Source organism: Limnobacter humi, assembly GCF_024518835.1.
Classification (GTDB): domain Bacteria; phylum Pseudomonadota; class Gammaproteobacteria; order Burkholderiales; family Burkholderiaceae_B; genus Limnobacter; species Limnobacter humi.
Window position 1 is genome coordinate 98,961 of the sequence record NZ_JANIGO010000003.1, and the last position, 18,069, is coordinate 117,029.

At 45.2% G+C, this 18,069-nt stretch carries 11 protein-coding genes; 1 reads left to right on the forward strand and 10 read right to left on the reverse strand.

Annotated elements, in window-relative coordinates; all coding sequences use genetic code 11:
• Positions 1-57: 57 nt before the first annotated feature.
• Positions 58-231, forward strand: a complete 174-nt coding sequence (locus tag NQT62_RS15530; protein ID WP_370569162.1) for an antitoxin Xre/MbcA/ParS toxin-binding domain-containing protein — start codon at positions 58-60, stop codon at positions 229-231.
• 58 nt (positions 232-289) lie between these two features.
• Here the strand turns inward: NQT62_RS15530 and NQT62_RS09825 are convergent, their stop codons facing one another.
• The 10 genes from NQT62_RS09825 to NQT62_RS09870 all read right to left on the reverse strand — a co-directional run bounded on the left by NQT62_RS09825 (position 290) and on the right by NQT62_RS09870 (position 18,025).
• Positions 290-514 (reverse strand): hypothetical protein, encoded by a 225-nt coding sequence (locus NQT62_RS09825; protein ID WP_256764527.1) that lies wholly within the window; start codon positions 512-514, stop codon positions 290-292.
• A 63-nt stretch (positions 515-577) separates the two neighbouring features.
• Entirely contained in the window at positions 578-5,008 is a 4,431-nt protein-coding gene (locus tag NQT62_RS09830; RefSeq protein WP_256764528.1) for an H-NS histone family protein, read from the reverse strand.
• A gap of 338 nt (positions 5,009-5,346) precedes the next feature.
• Positions 5,347-8,352 (reverse strand): type I restriction endonuclease subunit R, encoded by a 3,006-nt coding sequence (locus NQT62_RS09835; RefSeq protein ID WP_256764529.1) that lies wholly within the window; start codon positions 8,350-8,352, stop codon positions 5,347-5,349.
• Positions 8,353-8,594: 242 nt separating this feature from the next.
• Positions 8,595-9,011, reverse strand: coding sequence for a hypothetical protein (locus NQT62_RS09840; RefSeq protein WP_256764530.1), 417 nt, complete (start codon positions 9,009-9,011; stop codon positions 8,595-8,597).
• Positions 9,008-10,261, reverse strand: a complete 1,254-nt coding sequence (locus NQT62_RS09845; protein WP_256764531.1) for a restriction endonuclease subunit S — start codon at positions 10,259-10,261, stop codon at positions 9,008-9,010. The genes NQT62_RS09840 and NQT62_RS09845 overlap by 4 nt, the downstream gene beginning before the upstream one ends.
• Complete coding sequence (locus NQT62_RS09850; RefSeq protein ID WP_256764532.1) at positions 10,258-11,811, reverse strand: type I restriction-modification system subunit M; 1,554 nt, start codon at positions 11,809-11,811, stop codon at positions 10,258-10,260. Before NQT62_RS09850 ends, NQT62_RS09845 begins: the two co-directional genes overlap by 4 nt.
• A gap of 78 nt (positions 11,812-11,889) precedes the next feature.
• The gene (locus tag NQT62_RS09855) at positions 11,890-12,384 is read right to left on the reverse strand and encodes a hypothetical protein (protein ID WP_256764533.1); all 495 of its coding nucleotides are present in this window, start codon (positions 12,382-12,384) and stop codon (positions 11,890-11,892) included.
• Positions 12,381-15,014: a hypothetical protein gene (locus NQT62_RS09860; RefSeq protein WP_256764534.1), complete on the reverse strand. Its 2,634-nt coding sequence runs from the start codon at positions 15,012-15,014 to the stop codon at positions 12,381-12,383. Before NQT62_RS09860 ends, NQT62_RS09855 begins: the two co-directional genes overlap by 4 nt.
• Positions 15,007-16,587, reverse strand: coding sequence for a site-specific integrase (locus NQT62_RS09865; RefSeq protein WP_256764535.1), 1,581 nt, complete (start codon positions 16,585-16,587; stop codon positions 15,007-15,009). Before NQT62_RS09865 ends, NQT62_RS09860 begins: the two co-directional genes overlap by 8 nt.
• Complete coding sequence (locus tag NQT62_RS09870) at positions 16,580-18,025, reverse strand: site-specific integrase (protein WP_256764536.1); 1,446 nt, start codon at positions 18,023-18,025, stop codon at positions 16,580-16,582. Before NQT62_RS09870 ends, NQT62_RS09865 begins: the two co-directional genes overlap by 8 nt.
• Positions 18,026-18,069 lie beyond the last annotated feature (44 nt).

Below are 18,069 nucleotides of genomic sequence, written 5' to 3' on the forward strand. Positions count from 1 at the left end.
ATAGGGAAGGGGATCTGGAAAGACCGGCACGGTTAGCTATCAACCATTTAGTCCGTTGTGGATTTAGTTTTCCCTTCCGCTTTCTACTTCACATATCAACCATTAAATCCGCATACCCATGAAATATTTGAAGGAAAAAATGCGCTTCAAATGATCGAAACCGAGGACGGGTTCGAAATGGTAGAGGATTTGTTGACCAAACTTCGCTACGTGTTTGACTTCCACCCCTAAATGCGACATGTGTTGTCGGCACACTGACTAACGCGAATAACCAGTACATATTCCAGATCTAGTCTTGGTTACCTTTCATCTCTTTAAAAACACCGCTTTCGAAAGTCCCTGTTGTGACGGTGCCATCTGGTGAAATTCGCCTCAACAAACTAGGTTGGTTTTTTACGGACTCATAAACTGATCCGTTGGTATTTTCTTTTATTTGTGCCGAGGCTTGATCAAAAGCATCTTTGTTCTGATGTGATTTCGCCAAAGCAACGATGTCAATATCGGTCTTATTCATAATTTTCACCGAGGTGTAATCAACTACGACAATTCTTGAGGCATCTACTCATAGGTTCAGCTGTCACTTTAATTCATAATCAGACAGTACCTTTCCTGAAGCAAGCGCATCCTTCAACCATTGCGGTCGACGACCTTTACCTGACCAATATTTACCCTGTCCGTCCCCGTATTTTTGAGCAGTCGCGATTGTACTTTTTTTTGCTTGCTTAGCATCACGAAAATCGGAAGGAGGTACTGCGTTTATACCCACGACCTGCAGAAATAGTGAACTATCTTCAGCCCGAAATTCCGAAGCCTTCGCTTCAAGAAGCTTTAACAATCCATCGAAATCCAGTGTCTCTCCTTCGGGGTAATTCCAAGTACGGTTGGCCCGTTGAAGAACAATTACAAAGAAACCAATCTTTGAGTTGGGGGCTTTCATATATTGCCCCTTTAACTGAGCTTCCAAAGCTTCTAGATAATTAGGAACTGTCCAATGCTCCGACATTTTCAGTTCAATCGTAGCCCGAAGGTCACCAAGTTGACACAACACATCTCTACGGGTTGACTCTGGCAGAATGGACTCCAAAGTAACAGCATATCGTCCGCCGCTGGCGTGATTTAACTCACTACCGAGCAAAGCTTGAAAATCCTCCTCAAGTGCTAACCCTTCAGTGTCAGTCTTAATATGGTTAAACATTACTTTGCTGAAGAACCGCCGAAGACTGAATTCACCGCACTCAATATTCCGTTTAACAGTACCCAAATCGTTGCGAATTGTCTGGGCAAATTGTGTATAGCCTGAAACAGGCGGGGCAAAATCTCGCTCGAATTTTTCGTAGTGTCGTTGCTTAAGTGGTGCAATGTGGGCTTCTTCCTCTCGCATTTGAAATTGCAAATGACGGATATATCTCGCGCGCGTTCCAGAAGCTTTGACCCGTAGCCCATCGAGAGCGTCATACGCTGCTTGAGATTTAAGATTCGAAATCGCTGGCAGTAAAGCATCTCTGAGACGCTGAGCATTGTCACGTGGTTCGAACTGGTACACGAGCCCATCGTCATGAATGATGTCATCAGACTCTTGAACTACCTCCACCACCCATTCGTAGAGTGACGAAAGAAGCTCCAAACCACGATTTCCTTGATGCTTTATTGTGTTTAATCGACTTAGTCGATCTTGGCCAATGTGCGCAGCAATTTCAAACATGAATTTGTCCGCGCTATCTTTATGACTCACACGCCAGTTTTCGAAATCTCGTCTAAATGTGGAGGGGTAATTGAGTAGCCAAAATTGCCCCCATATTACTGCGTTTGACCTTAAACGCCCAATATCGGCCTCGGTCGGTTTCAGCACCGCAGACGCATCGTCTTCGCTATCACACGCAGAACTACCTTGAACTTGAAAAGCCTCGACTATGCGCGCTGCCGCCACCGATTCAAGTGCCGTCTGATCTAGGCTTCCTCTAATCTCCTCATTACTAAAGATGGCACTTAGAATATTTTCAAGGGTATGTGAGCTAACTGCGCTCGAATCCCTGGCTATTGTCCACAGTGAGTCATGTAGGCCGAGTAGAACAACGGGAGGGCATTCAGCAATATGGCGAATTAATTTCTCCACGATTTCCGCCGATTTACCACCCGAACCAAACTTAGCTAGGCAAGATTGAAATTCCGCAATTGCTATCGACGGATAGGATAATACAAGCGGCCAGAACCATTTTGGATAACCATTTAGCTCAAAATGACCATAATTCAGAGCTTGTTTCACCTCTGAGTCCGAGAGCTTAGGGAGACTATCACCATTGCCTAAGTCCAAATGAAGACCTTGAAGGCCTGCGATAGTAATGAGATAAATTGAATTTGGCTCAGACTCTTTGTATTGCGGAGGACGATCGCGCCAAATAGAGCGTAATCCCTGGTCAGCGGCCTTTCCTAACTCTTGTCCTGCTAGTTCTTCAAAAGCAGAGAAATCAAAATCACTGTAATGTGATAATTGGCTGGTCTGCGACAGCCATCGAGCGATCCAAATAAGAGCACCTGTGTTCGTGCCTGTACTTATGCTCTCTATTTCTTTTTGCAAAGCAATCTTGGAGGACTCATCCAATTTTAATCTGCTATTGTTTTTTTTCGCAGGTTGTGAGGATGGTTTACGCGTAGCCACATTATTTCTAAGTACCGTCATTAGCTCACTAAACCCGGCCTCAGAGACCGCCTCAGCATCACCTTCTGATAAAAATGATTGAAGCCGATGTGAACATAACTCACTCCATATACCGTCGGGTGTCCGATCACTTTTTCTGATAACTGCTCGAAATAAATTCTGACGAACAGCATCAGAAGACTTTAAAGCCCTACCTAGCTCGGTATGGTCAATACTTCCAAGGTAAAGTCGAGCGTTAGCTTCAAAATACTTCATACATAACTGAGTGGCGCGTTCTAACGACAGCTCTTCGTTCTTAATGACCAGTGCTATGAGGTCTCGAACAACATCCGCGTAGTCGTCGTTTCTATAATTTTCAGCGTGGCATTTTGCTCCATAGTACGTCACCATCCGAGATAACAATTTTTCGGTTAACGCGAACAGCTGTTCAGCACTTGCAGATTCCGCAATCGAATGCGTTAAGTCCCAACTTAAATTAAACCCGCCACCTTGATGCTCATATTGCCTGCTTGCTAGATCGGAGATAGTCTCTGCATCAAATTTCTTCCAGGCCAAGCCGACGAGCACAAGTCCAAATGCTCTTTGTTCAATTTTCGGAGTTAATTTTGCTGCCTCAGCTAGCCCCTGAAAGTCGTCTTCCCGATTAAGAGACAAGATGTACACAAGATCAGATGGACTGTTCAGAAGCTGAGCATAGTCGTTGCCATACGCAAAGAGAATCCGATCACGGAATACGTCTATCCGCGAATAGGTGGCAATGTCAAGTAAGGCAGAGCGCGCCTTGTATGAGTGCGCGTCAAGACGATCGTAAGCATTCTCAAGGGTTTCTTCGACCCCAGGTTTTCCGGCCTGCCAATAGTTTTCTGCAGTTAAATTGTAATGATTCCGTCCAAGCGAATCGCCGAGCTTCTCTAGTCGCTCAATAGTAAGCTTAATCGCCAAACAAGCATCTGCCACTGGGAATTGTGAGTTTCTCAAGTCTCCGAAAAACGCAACTGCTTGGGGATCAATGTCTAGTAGCTCGGCCCTACAGTGAACGTTAAACGTTGCAAGCCAACCAGCAACAGCAAGATAGGCACTACGAACTCCGCACTCACCAGTTACCGATTTCCAAGACAACTCAGCAACGAGTCGTCGAGCATCTTCGGGTGAGTTAACTCGCGCCGAAAGACGCTTAGCGGCGAGATAAGGTAACAACTGCTCAGGATAAATCTTTACTTGGTGGTAACCAGAATCGATGAATAACCTAGAACCAAGTAAATATTGAAGTTCACTTTCCGACAACAAACCACCAATTAGTGGTCGAGTCGAAAGCACTCCCTCTTGTAATTTCAGGGCATCAGTCGACAACTCCAAATTTGGCAACTGACATATTGCTGATGCTCCAGCGAGCTTCTCTAAAGCATCGTTCAAGCTTCTAGTACAAGACAGCCCGACAATCTTTTCACGATGATCTGTGCGCTGTTGAGCTTGAACCCCCGCGATCATGGTTTCAAAGATAGAGGTTAAATCGACTGGAGGGTTAGTCACTGGATCAACGTACGCAAGTATATCGAGACTTCCTGGACCCTCCGTAAGGTCACCCAATCCAAAACGCCAAGCTGCATCAAGTAGAGCCTTCCCATCGGCAATTGAGTGGCGACTCTCAAGGTAGAACTTAGCCGCTTTCGTCGATAAAGGAAGAAGTCTATATAACTTTAACTGTGCCTTTGAAACCAGCTTGGTTTTGATAGTCGTGACCGGATCAAGGCTAGAAAGATCTGAGAAACCATCGTCGCCAGCTGGCATATCTTCCAACGAATCCTCAGCCACTGATTCTTCAGCTTCGCCCAAATATAAATTAGTATCCAGCTCTGCTTGAATCACATCGAGCACCGCGGGCGTTAGTGTTGCTGGACGCGAAGTTAAAACCCAACTAACCTGATTTAATCTATCCCCCATGGCTTGAGTCACCCTCCTGAGAGCAGACTGCAAACCTGACTCTCGACCCAACACAGCCTCATCTATAGAATCTACAAAGAGAAAGAGCGGGGCTTCTAGATCAGATTTCCATGCTCTGTAAGCAGTTGCGTCACTCGGTTCTAGTGCAACTTCAAAGTCAGACTCAGCTAAAAGCCTATGGAGACTGGTAAAAACTGCATGGCGACCATTTTTTTGAAGGCGCCGCGTACTGGCCCGCAATTCCTGAGTTTTCCCAAAGTTGGCTCGGGCAGTGATAAGTGAAAAACGCTCTTCCAGGAGTTGTTCCCAGCTGATACGTTTACGAGAAATCACATCCGTAGCTATTAGTTTATCGACTGAATATTCGGTCAATTGCCCGAAGCATCGTTCTAAATCAAGATATCCAGACATCAGCACACTGCCCCACTCACAATATTTCTAGTTGATTAATTCTTTTATTTGAACGTAGATCCCAAATTTGTTAGCTTTAAGTGTGAAGCCAAGTCCAGTAATGCCTGTGTTTCAAGAAGTTTGTCTTTGGATATTCCTTGTATCTAGCTTTTCTCAAATACCCCAAGGCGGATCCATCAGAATATACCGAACCGTCAACTACATTTTTAGCAGTTTAGGCCAAACCTTAGGATCTGGATGGATCGCCTGAAAATGCATTATGGCCTCAAGGCCATTAACTGGACCCTAGCGCCTGAGTCGGGCTTTCAGGGTAACGGTCTGAATAATAAATTGTTGATTCAATCTCTTTCGATTTCTGCATCTTCAAACTTATCCGCCAAGGCAACAAACCGATCCCTCATTGCGTCTCCTACCTCTGCTCGTTTGGTGATCTTTGGCTTCACGGACAAAAGGTTGATCAATGTATTGCGATCGGGCAGGGTACCTCGGTACACAAAGTCCTGATAGAGCTCTTTGAGCCTCACGCAATTTGCAGAAAACTCAGTACAAATCGCCTCCAGGGCCTTACGCTTTTCCTGGTCTACAAACTCGTTGAATTTCGTGATCACGATACCTTCATCGTGCTGATTTTCATCAAGCTTGAGCTTGTCGAGCTCCTCGTCGATGAAGGTTTCAAAGAGCTCTCGCTTGCTTCTCAAGTCTGGATTGGACTGCAACACATCGAGAATCATGTCTCGGCCAGCTGCAAATTTCTTCTCGTTGGATTGGTCCTTCAATTTCTCGATGAGACCCAAGATGTACGACACCGTGATCTCGTCTCGCTTGATTAGCTCGATCTGAAAGTCAATACCAAAAAGAACCTGTTGAATTGGGCTTGGTGGTTCTGGCTCGGCATCGCGAGTACCATCTTCAACTGATTTTGCCCTGCGTCGCTCCCGTTCAGCAGCCTCAATGTCCTCACGCAAGTCGAGGTATTTACTCTGGTAATCCAGCAGGCCCTGCTCATCAATGCCCAGCCCCCCCTTGTCCAAATCACCATCAAATTGGGAGAAGGTTTTAAGGGTGTTCTGCAGTCGCAGCACATCGCGGAATTTCACAATGAAATCGAGCTGATCTTCCTCCTTGATGAGCTTATCGACGGCCTCCACGTCCGGGGCGATCGCTTTGAGCTTTTCAACCTCCACCCTGAACACTTCAATCAGGTCTTCATACGGCTGCATGATGACTGTACCAATCACCTCGTCCACGCTGGACTTGGCATTCTTGTTGGCGAAGATTGCCAGCGCCTCATCGGTTGCGTCTTTCAGGTTGCGGTAGCTAACCACGTTGCCGTGGGATTTCTTTGCATCAAAAACTCGATTGGTGCGTGAATAGGCCTGAATCAGCCCGTGGTGTTTCAGATTCTTGTCCGCGTAAAGGGTGTTCAAGCGTGGCGCATCAAAGCCGGTAAGGAACATGTTAACCACCAACAGAATGTCCACTTCCTTTCGTTTCACACGCTTGGACAAATCCTTGTAGTAGTCGTAGAAGGACTTGTTGTCATTGGCCACATAGGACGTGCCATACATGGCGTTATAGTCAGCAATGCACCCTTCAAGAAACTGCAGGCGACTTTGGTCCACGTTCTTGCTCATGTCTGGCAGGTCCTGGTCAGAAACACCCGAGAACTCATCAGCCTCGCCCGGGGCGCAGCTGAAAATGGTGGCGATTTTCAGGTCATGGGCACCAGAAGTCTTCTTGCTTGAAAAGATCTGGTAGTAGGTCTGCAGCACATCGACACTTGCCACGCAGAACATAGCGTTGTACTCCCGGCCATGAGTCTTGGCTCCATGTATTTCGATGATGTCGTCCACCACCTTTTCAATTCGGGCTGTGGACTCCAATACAGCTTTGCTGTTGGCCGCTTCAGGATCAAGTTGAGTGGAGGTCTTGGTGCCATCTGCTGCAATCGTGGTCTCAGTGATCACCACATTCACCATGTCCCGGTATTCCACCGAGAAGCGCAGCACGTTTCGATCCCGAATAGCATCTGTGATCACATACTTGTGAAGCGCCTGACCAAAAAGGTGTTCAGTCGTGCGTTTGCCGTACTTGGTGTTGGCCACGTTTGCATCGAAAATCGGTGTACCCGTGAAACCAAACATTTGCCGATTTGGGAAGAAATCACAAATGCGCTGGTGGGTTTCACCAAACTGGCTACGATGACACTCATCAAAGATGAAGACGAACTTATTGTCTTTGACTGTCTCGCACTTTTCCTGAAATTGCTTCTTGCTGATCGCAGCGTTGAGCTTTTGGATGGTGGTAACGATCAACCGGCAATTGGGATCGGTCAGCTGTTTGACCAGCTTTTCCGTGTTCTCAGTGGTATCCACGCTGTCGGCGCTGAAGGCATTGAATTCCAGGGCGGTTTGGTAGTCCAGATCCCGCCTGTCCACCACGAACATCACCTTGTCCACGTTTGGGTCGTTGGAGAGCAATTGGCTGGACTTAAAGGAGGTCAGCGTTTTGCCCGAACCTGTGGTGTGCCAGATGTATCCATCTCCGCGACCCAGCTTCACTCTTTCAAGGATCTTCTCGACAGCGTAGTACTGATAAGGCCTAAGCATCATCAAGGCACGGTTGGTTTCGTGCTGCACGATGTACCTGGCAATCATCTTGGAGAGGTGGCACTTCTCCATGAAGACTTCAGTGAACTGGGACAGCCGGTTGATCCGGTTGTTCTCGATGTCCGACCACTCAAAGGTGAACTGGTAGGACAAATCCTTGTTGTTGGCAAAGTAGCGGGTGTCCACACCATTGCTGATGATGAACATCTGGATGTAATCGAAAATGCCGGAGTTTGAGCTGTAAGATTTTTTGCGGTAGCGAACAATTTGGTCAAACGCGGCACGGATTTCACTGCCACGGGCCTTAAGCTCAATCTGAACCATGGGAAAGCCGTTTATCAGCAAGGTAACGTCGTACCGGCTGTGATTGTCAGCTGATTTGTTCGTGATTTGTCGGCAAACTTGGAAGATATTCTGGCACCAGTTGCGGGTATCGAAAAGCTCTAGGTAGATAACCGAGCCATCAGACCGCTCAACATCCAAACGCTTTCTAACTTGCTTAGACCGGTCAAAAATATCGCCTCGGTTAAGCTTGTTCATTACCTGATTGAACTCATCATCCGTCAGGCCAGTTGCACCCGCCTTGGCCAGCTCTGACTTGTTGTGCTTTTCAAGTTGGAGTTTCAGGTTAGCAACCAGGTCACGCTCATTGCGAATATCCAAAGGCTCGTAGCCCAGGGTTTCCAACTGGGCCACCAGGGCCTTTTCCATTTCGATTTCGCTTTGGGTTGCCATGATGGTCTACTTGAATAGTTTTTTTAGTGATTTATTTAGCTCTGTTTTTGCATACGCTAGGGCCTGATCCTTACCCTCTTCTTTGGCTACTTCAATAACTGAACTTTTCAATGACGACTCACCACAATTTGCACATTTAATGAGTTCATCTTCTGGGCTTTGTAAATCGCACGAATTTTTTGGAAGTGGTTGCAAGCAAAATAAGCATTTTAAAGCGATCGAAAACTCCTTGTTATCCAATCTCAACCTCCAAAAACCGCTAGACCAATCAACCCCAAAACCGCAGCAAAAATAGCTGTGGCCCCTTGATATTTATTAAAAAAGAGCAATGATCTTTCAAGCCAGCCTCGGCTTGCCTCTTGCTCTAGACTCGCCCTGTTGGATCTAACCACTCCAACCCCTTGGGTGGTTAGGCACAGTCTAATGTAACGGCCTGAGCCACCCCCAAGAACAGTATGTTTTAGCCACTGATTAGCAATGCAAACCGAGCCCGCTGCATTAAATTCATCGATTGAAAGCTTTAAATTCATTTCCAAATTGAAAGCAGAAAGCGTCTTTTCATCTAAGTCTATGCGCCCAGTATTTGGAGTTAGACCCTGTTTTTCGTTCTGCCTGAAATGAAATTCAAGAATCGCCTCCTCTGCCTTTAATTTTTTCATATAGCTTCCGAAGTAAAAACTCTTTTCTTGCCCGTTAGTAGCTGCTGCATTAGGGCATCCTTTTCTTTTCGGAGCGACTTCAATCTTTCGTTAATCGCCCCTATTGATGAGTCTGCGAGCTTAAAGATTTCAGCAATCATCTCCTGCTCTTCAGTTGTAATTTTTGGAAACTGAATTTCCCCGACAATTGAGGTGTTGAGATTCCTCTGTGTCCCAGGCTGCCCTTCGCCATCAAGCTTGTCAGTAATAAATTGGATAACGTAATACAGAAGATTCAGAGAAAGTGAATCAGATGGGTTCCTGAAAACCACGAACCCATCATGGATACATGCTGGGATTTTCACGAATTTCGGGACTCCGATAGTTGCACAAATTGACATTATTAAGTCACCGTCGTTTACTTTAACGCTTTTGCTCTCCCCAAGCGGAGACAGGTACTGGCTGGTTTTTCTAAAGAAGGGTGTTTCATCAGAGGTGACATCAGAAATTCTCACCCATCCCCTTCCTGAATCAGAAAAGTACGATGGATCAGATATTGGTCGTGGAGAAGCTCCACGCCTAATTTCGCAAAGCGTTGAAAGCTTAGTGGTAGACCACGGTTGTTTGAACCCCGGCAATCTCTTCTTCCCAGTCAACAACTGCTGCATCAGCGCCTTCTTACGCTTCTTGCTGTTCTCTAAAAGTCGCTCAGTAGCCTCGATGGACTTGTCCCAGGCCGAGAGGATTTCTGCGATCTTGTTTTGTTCCGCCATCGAAGGGCAAGCAAATTTTTGATCTAAAAATTCACCCGTTCGAATATGCACCTGAGTGCTACCGACCATAATTCTCCGCATTGCCTTGCGGTATGGCTGAGAATTGGAGAGAGCACAAAAATAATCAGGATTCATGAATTCATTGATTTCCAAACCATAAGTGCCTTGCGATAGGATAAATTCCAAGCCTTGCTGTATTCGTACGGCGAGACCAATTGAAGGCCCTGAAGGCACTAAATCTCTTAAAGTAACCACCACATGATTAGAGTCCACCTTGCTCTGCGCATTCGATTCAGCAAAAGATTCTGAGCAATAAGTGGGCTCATCTATAACTAACCAGCCACCCTCCTGAACTCCCTTTTTAGGTATCACTGGAAAGCCTGACTCACGAAAATCATCAGGAGTGAGAGATGCCCCTCCTTTATAGTTCTCTACAAAACTAGCGATGCTTTTTAGCTCCCAGCCCAATGGAGCTTGATAATGAATTTGAACAGTCATGACAACCCCAACTCTTTCAAGTATCCCTGCATCTTGGCATTCAGCTCAGCGATCTCTTTTTCTATCTCAACCCGCTCAGCATTCACAGCCACAAGGTCGATTTCTTCCTCTTCCTCGAAGGTGTCCACGTAGCGGGGGATGTTCAGGTTGTATTCGTTCTCTGCAATCTCTGACAGAGGTGCCAGGTAGCTGTATTTCTCGATCGCTTGACGGCTGGCCAAGGTGTCGATGATCTTGTCTACATCCTGATTACGCAGGTTGTTCTGATTTTTGCCTGGCTCAAAATCACGGCTTGCATCGATGAAGAGAATGTTCTCTGAATCCTCTCGACATTTCTTGAACACAAGAATAGCCGCTGGGATACCCGTGCCGAAGAACAGGTTGGCTGGCAGGCCGATCACCGCATCCAGTGCATTCATTTCCCGAATGATATGCTCACGAATGTGACCTTCACTCGATCCACGGAACAAAACGCCATGGGGCACAACTACTGCGGCTACGCCCTTGTCGTCTAGGTGATGCAGCATGTGCTGAATAAAGGCCAAGTCGGCCTTGGTCTTGGGAGCAAGCTTGCCGTAGGGCGAAAAGCGATCATCCGACAACTTCAAGTCATTGGCATCCCAGTTCAATGAGAACGGGGGATTGGCCACAATCGCCTCGGCTTTTAGATCTGGGTGCTGGGGTCGCTCAAGCGTGTCGTCCTGCTTGATGTCAAAGTGTTTGTAGTGAACACCGTGCAGGATCATGTTCATCCGTGCGAGGTTGTAGGTTGTGCGGTTGAATTCCTGACCGTAAAACCGACCGACCTTCTTCACATGCTTGGCCACACGCAACAGCAAGGAGCCGGAGCCGCAGGTGGGGTCGTAGACTGACTTCAGTTCAGTCTTACCGAGACTCACCACTCTGGCCAATATTTCAGATACCTTTTGAGGGGTGTAGAACTCACCAGCTTTTTTTCCCGCATCTGATGCAAAATTGGAAATCAGGTATTCGTAGGAATCTCCCAATACATCGGCTTCAATTTGATTGATCTGGAAATCGATCTCGTCCAGTTGCTTGATGATCCCTTTGACCACCTCGTTGCGCTGATCTGGGGTTTTCCCCAGCTTTGAGCTGTTCAAATCCATGTCTTCGAACAGGTGGATGAATTCATCCTCAGACTCTTCACCACGGGTGCTGTTCTCAATGTCGGAGAGCAACTGCTGAATGTCACCAATCACAAAAGCGTCTTTGTCTGCTTTTATCTTCTTGGCAATCTGGTCAAAAAGCTGACTGGGATTCAGGTGGTAGCCAAGTGCATCAACCGCCTCCTGGCGAACAGCTTCGATGATTTCTTTGTGGTCTGGGTTGGTTTCGTCCAAATCCTCATATTGAATGCCATCGGCTTCCAGTGCGTTTTGTGCAATCGCGTAGAGGCGCTCAGACAGGAACTTAAAGAAGATGAAGCCCAGGATGTAATCCCTGAACTCATCACCACTCATCTTGCCGCGCAGATAATTACAGATCGACCACAGTTGGGTTTGGAGGCGGCGTTTTTGTTCTTCAGACATTTAATTTGATTTCCGTGTCTTGTAGTTTATTTAAATAGGGCGTATCAACAGTTTTATCACGTACGGCGCGTTGCGCGACTAAACTAAGATCTCAGGATCGGGGTCCGAACCATCATGAATGTTACGTTTCAAATCTTCAAAAAACTTGGGGCCTCGGGGACCTTTGAGAAATCTGGCATTTTGAGGTCTCGAGAGGAAAGCCTCAAATTCAATAATTTTTCTTTCTTTTTCTCGAACCAATTCATCGCGAGTCTCTTGAAGATTGGCCTCAAGCTTACTTATAACTTCAAGTAGCCTTTCCTTGCTGTACTTAACATATGTTTTTAGATGTAATGTATTACCCCTAGCATTTGTCTTGGCTTTGTCATAAGCGAGCTTGATCTCTGCAACGCTTCGAAGCGTTTTTTTGGTAGTTGGTGCATTCGGGCACACCTCGCGATTTACATTCTCACAAATGTAGTCCCAAGTTATTTTTTCTCCTTTTCTTGACATCCCACTGATTAAAGCTTTAATTTTCGCGATGTCTACTCGGTTGAATTTTGCTGGACGACCACCAGCGTTCTTAATTGTCATGCGGCACCTTCATCTGGTCCTAGATACGGGCGATTCAATAAGCCTTTGGTTTCTTCTATTGCGAGTGATTGGTCCACAAAGGAAACTTGTTCTTTGTATCGCTTTCTATTTTCTGTATTGAGATGCTCAATCTTTTCTTCAATTCCGTCGATGTCATTAATAAGCTTTGAGCGTATCTTTGCTTTATTGTCGCCAAGGTAACGCATAGAGTCACCTTTCTTGTAGCGATCATCACATTCAAACTCTATGTTTCTCTTCGAGACGAAAGCCTCTTCGACAGTTTGAAAAATGACGGGCCATTCTTTCAGTCGTTCATATTGAAGCTCAAAAAGCTCAATCAACTCATTGGTCATTTCAGCGGGGTCTAGGTCTCTATTTACAAGCAAAGGGAAGAGATTCTTAGCATCATCCTCGCTCATCTTTCCAGTCTCAATCGCATCAATATAGTGCTCCATCTGGCGATAAAGGAATTCGAATCCGCTCTCGTAAATCTTTTTCACTTGGGCGTATCGATGTTCATCTCCTTTGGTATAAATACGCTGATTACATCCGAAACAATGTGTGACGATATGCTGACAAGGATGCAATACGTGGTCGTGTAAACAAGAACCATGCCTTAATGGGATCATAGTTCTGACTTTTCCTAAGGAGTCGATCCCTGCATGAGCTCTATCTAAGGAATCTGATAAAGCAATAGTCACGTCTGAGCCATGGCTAGTACTGTATGTAAATGTCGTCAGCCCACGATCGGTTGCCCTTTTTCGTACTGAGGCGTCGAAATCTTTGATCATCTCACTGCAACCGCCAAGATCTTCAAGTAGACGCATTTCAAATTTTGAAGGGTGAAGAGAATTAGAGCGTGTGGTGGTTTCTGAAAAGGGTCTTCTATAACTTGATAGCTGCCCGATATCTTTTCTGTTGGCCCAACTATTGATCAGAACGTCAGACAACTTCCGCATTCCTTCTACGGCATTTTTGCACTCTAGTGCGTTGTCGGTTAGAAACCGCCGAAAGTCATGTGAGTCAATCCACGCTGGGACATCTTCATCAAACTGGATCATCCTAATCCCTAAGTGATCGAAGAGATTTTTTTTTCGTCGTCCTTTTTTCCCGTTTGATTTTGCAAACTGCATCTGCAACTTATCTGAATCGATCGCTCCGATCAAAAAGGGGGCTTGACGCTCATAGTCCGAAAGACAAAGCATTTCTGATAATTTGCCGTAATAACGAGTGGTTGTCGTTATTCTTCTGGCAGTTGCTTCAGATGCCCGTATTCTTTTTAGTAGTATTTTTTTTATACCCTCGGCGTCATATGCTTCAACTTTTGTATTCCGTCGGTGCGATGGATTTAGTGGTTCAGTAACAAGTCCAGTTTTGAGTTCGTGCAACAAGAACCGTTCGCTTACGCCGCTTTTTTTGGACTTATCGACAAAATATTCCACGAATACGTATCTGACGCTATTTCGAGCTGCCTTACGTCCAGCGCGGTCATCTGGGTCAGGAAAAGGTTCGCAAAAGTGAGTGATTCTGTGTATCTCATTTAGAGTCCACTCTGACTTGTCTTTAAGGTACTCAAAGCCTGGTGGATAGTACAACTCATCAGGGTTGTCTTCATAGTAACGCGCCAGCATGCGTGAACGAGTTCCTAACTCGCGGAGCCGGTTCATGGTCTGTCCGCATAAATTATTCATGTGCTGTAGAACTGGCTTAGCACTATACTTTGCGCCCTTTGATCCTTTTTGTAATAACACGGTATGACGATCAAACAACCTTTGGTGCGCGCGGTGTACATTAAGGGTGCCATGGTTGACCTCTTCATCGTGGTTCTCATCATTAGCATCGGAAAAATAACTGCGATAATTGAGGGGAAATTCTTGATAAGTGTTCAAGGTAACAATGTCATTAATCGTCATCGAAAGAACTTCATTGATTCTTGCAGGTGCGCACAACTTAAGTACATAAAATAGTGTTCCTTGCTCCTGTCTTGGTCCGAAGTATTTCTTTTCTAAATCAGTCTTATCTTCGTCAGGCGTAAAGGCGAGACGTAAGATATCTGTAAAGGCAGCTACCCGATGATCGACGTTGGTGTAGCCACCATTGTTGATATACCAATTATCTAGATTTTTTGTCTTATCCCCTTTTCTATAAAGATGGTTGAATCTCTCTTTGTCCCTATGCCACGAAAAATCAATTATCCCTTTTTCGCAGAAAAGGTTGGCTAGTGACTCTAGAGTCGAGGCCGAAGAAGCGATCGTTTTCTTGGCTTTAAATCGTTCCGCACATCGCTCCTGTGCCGCGTCGAAGTGTTCAGGTAAAAAACTAAAGATATTTTCGATGCCTGCTTGTATAAGAGTCCTGTAAACATTGTCTGCCAGCATGTTTGATTGAACGCCTGCTTCGATTCTGCTGCTCATGATGCATCGTAGTAGGGTGTCGCATGTCGGATCGAGGCCAAGCTCAAGCGCCTTCTGTTTTGTTTTCTTAAAATAGATTGGTTGGGTATAGGGAACTAGCCAAGTGTCACTTTCAAAAATAATTGATTGGTGGTTCAAGGCAAGAAAATTTCGGCTCGCATTCTCCCAGTCCGCCAGATTCCGCTCGCGCCTTTTTGTAATTAGGGAGTCACTCATTAGATTTGCCTAGTTTACTTTTGTATGACTGACACGCTTGAATGACCGCCTCGATCCGTAGCGCTATCACATTTATGTTGTTGATTTCGAGTTGAAATGATGAAGATTTATGTGGTAGCTCTTCATCTCTGTATTTGATTAAGTCACTTAGGACGGACTGATGGTCAGCATCTGCAAAAGGAATAAAAGACCTAGATGGACACAAATAACATTGGAATGGTACGCCTTCACATCTTTTCGTTTTACATGCACCTGTCGTAATTATTTCGACTCCAACCTTGGTTTGGATCAGTTGCTTTTGATCATAACGACCATTATTGACGTCAACAGAAGCTTCAACTCTTTTAAGCAAATGGCTGAGTATCGGTGCAGTTTGTTCTTCAAACTTTTGTCCGAACTCATCCAAAATACCAGCGAAGCAGAGATCAACATAATATTGCGCAGACCCTTCGTCTGTGTGTTGTAGGATTCTTGCTATTGTTCGCGACTCATAACCTAGCTGAGCAAGGTAAGTACCTATCGTATGCCTAATTACGCTGGTACCAATTACTCCGTGCCCAACCAGTTTTCTAATTGGGTTAAGGTAACTATTGCTCATTTGTCCAGGTCTAGCAAACCTGCCAAGTAGGGCAATCCACTCAAGCTTGTTAGCTTCTGTAGCATGCCCAGGACTAGGTGTTCGCTTCGTATCAGTACGATCGATTATTTCTTGCCAAAGGAAACTAGGAAATAGAGCGATCTCATCTAGATGATTTGGGAAGAATCGCCCTAATTTAAAGATCACTTCCTTCCTGTGAAGATCTAATCTATCTCCTACTTCTCTTGGCAAAGGCTGCAGTGAACCCTTGTCTCGTGCTTTGTCGAGTCGGGCCTTTGCGAGATAGGTTCGAAGGTACCATTCCTTTTCGTCGTGGCCACCCGAATTTTTTATGTTTAACTGTATGAGATCAGATACCTTGCATGGCCAAAGATTGGCATCGCGCGCGTTAGTTGATGCTTGTGTTGCGAAGTAAACAAAATGTTGATTCGAAATTTTGCCGTCTGCTAAAGCTGTTTCTAACTGAGCCCATATGGACGCGTATGTGGCGGGTGACATTGCTTTGCTAACAATCGACGTAACCATCGACTTAGTAGAGTCTTGTTTTAGTTTTAGTATGCCTATGACTCTCTTATTCACAGTGTCATCAAATAACTCTCTGCCTAAATCTTTTCTGTCGAACGCTCGCTCAAAAATGGACTTGATACCCCTCTGTTTAAACCTCTCTGGCAGCTTCGCGTTGATATAGGCTATGTCAAATGACGAGAGACGGTCCTTTATTCCATCCTCGAAGTGAATTTGAATCAGCGCGTTAAAATTCTCTAGGTAGCCTTGGAAGGTTAGTAGCGCGGGACTCCTTGTTGCCTCAAATTCAGTACATAACCTAAGAAGCAGAAGCCATCTCCTACTGTAGTTTTTTAGGCCGTTGCGATAGTCCAAATTGAAAGGTTGATAAGGTCTTTCTTTGTGCACTATTGAGAAAATTAGATCATCATTTTCTTCATGAAAAATGGTGCTAGTTTTGCTTTTATGCATGGTTACTACCAAGAATTCTATTCTTGAGTTCAATAACTAGGTCATGGAAATCTGATCGCACACCGTTTGCAAAAATTTTTTCCACTCGTTTCGCATACAAAGCAGCCATCTCACTTTCCGGAGCCCAGCCAAAAACTTGGACTAGGTACTTTTCTAGTGCACTTAGATCTTTTGAAATTTCGATGGTTCTGAGCTCGTCGATGATGTGTCTTGGTGCATTTATCTTTTCGAGTTCCTGAACGATCCTCGCCGCTCTCGATCCAGTGTGAAACCAATTTATTGCGCGCTCACACACGCCGCTATGACGAAATACATGCGGTCGACACTCATATTCGTTGTTGCCCGTATCTGTAATGAAGGGGTCCGAATCGTCAATTTTTAGAAGTTGTTTTGCAGATAAGCCCTCCTTCAAAAGTCTAAAGGTCTCTGTGACGTGTTCGCGATTTGTATATGGTAGCCCTGAGCTAGGTTGGATAAATAAGAAGCCGTGTGTTCTGTCAGAGCCGTATTTATCAACAATTCTTTTCCTCTGAGTCAAATATTGCTTGAAAAAGAAATTAGTTAAAGGATTAATCATGAAATGGAAAACTGATTCTCGAGGGTCGGCAAATCTTTGTTTTAGACTTGCTGTGCCACGTTTTCTTTTGCCACCGTTGACTTGATACCAGTACTGCTCATTACCGCGGACAAGCAACATCCCGTCATCCTTGTGATCTTGAATTCTCAAATTAGCCACAGCGCCACGGCGTAATCCCTCGCTACAGAGCAATGCGACTAATTGATGCTTCATGAGGTTAGTGGAGGGTTTACCGCCTCTTGTTAGAAAGGCTTCTTCAGGCTTTAGTGCGATCAATTCGATTATTTGGTACCAACGACTTTGAGGGTACGAGCTGATTTGTGATTCATGGGGCTTCCCAGTTGGTACGGCGTCTTTAAGGATCTTTAAAATCTCATCCAGCTCGTTACGAAGAGAACCGGATCTGTCGAAGTTAACCATCTCTTTACCAAAGAATCGGTAATGATGTTTTAGGTATGAAGACACTACTTGCACACGCTGAGAGTATGTACTCAAGGCAACATAAGCTGCGTCTACCGATGGTCTACCATTTTTCGTAATTAAACGAATTTTTCTGAGCTGTGCCTCTCTCGCATAAGCATTCATCAGTCTGCCTGGAATTTGCCTGCAAGACTTCATGAAGTTGTATGTAAAACCAAGCCAATATTTCAATCTTAGGGCTTGGTGAGAATCTAGATATATTCCTTTTTCAAGAATATTTTTTTCAATCGTAATTCCTTCTAGCGAAAGAAAAAGTTCAAACGATTTAAGTGCATCGTGATATTTAATTTGAGAGTCTACTTTGGGAGGAGAAGTGGAACTACCTAAGAAATTCAGAAAGTGTGATTGTGGGAAAAGTACTATCCCATCATGCGTCTGCACGATGGTTCGTAAGTTTCCAATCAGAATTTGTGTCTCCAATGTTT

Coding starts and splice junctions, on each gene's coding strand:
- NQT62_RS09850 (WP_256764532.1), bottom strand. CDS start 11,811: ATGTCTGAAGAACAAAAACGCCGCCTCCAAACCCAACTGTGGTCGATC.
- NQT62_RS09830 (WP_256764528.1), bottom strand. CDS start 5,008: ATGTCTGGATATCTTGATTTAGAACGATGCTTCGGGCAATTGACCGAA.
- NQT62_RS09845 (WP_256764531.1), bottom strand. CDS start 10,261: ATGACTGTTCAAATTCATTATCAAGCTCCATTGGGCTGGGAGCTAAAA.
- NQT62_RS09840 (WP_256764530.1), bottom strand. CDS start 9,011: ATGAAAAAATTAAAGGCAGAGGAGGCGATTCTTGAATTTCATTTCAGG.
- NQT62_RS09865 (WP_256764535.1), bottom strand. CDS start 16,587: ATGCATAAAAGCAAAACTAGCACCATTTTTCATGAAGAAAATGATGAT.
- NQT62_RS09855 (WP_256764533.1), bottom strand. CDS start 12,384: ATGACAATTAAGAACGCTGGTGGTCGTCCAGCAAAATTCAACCGAGTA.
- NQT62_RS09825 (WP_256764527.1), bottom strand. CDS start 514: ATGAATAAGACCGATATTGACATCGTTGCTTTGGCGAAATCACATCAG.
- NQT62_RS09835 (WP_256764529.1), bottom strand. CDS start 8,352: ATGGCAACCCAAAGCGAAATCGAAATGGAAAAGGCCCTGGTGGCCCAG.
- NQT62_RS09860 (WP_256764534.1), bottom strand. CDS start 15,014: ATGAGTGACTCCCTAATTACAAAAAGGCGCGAGCGGAATCTGGCGGAC.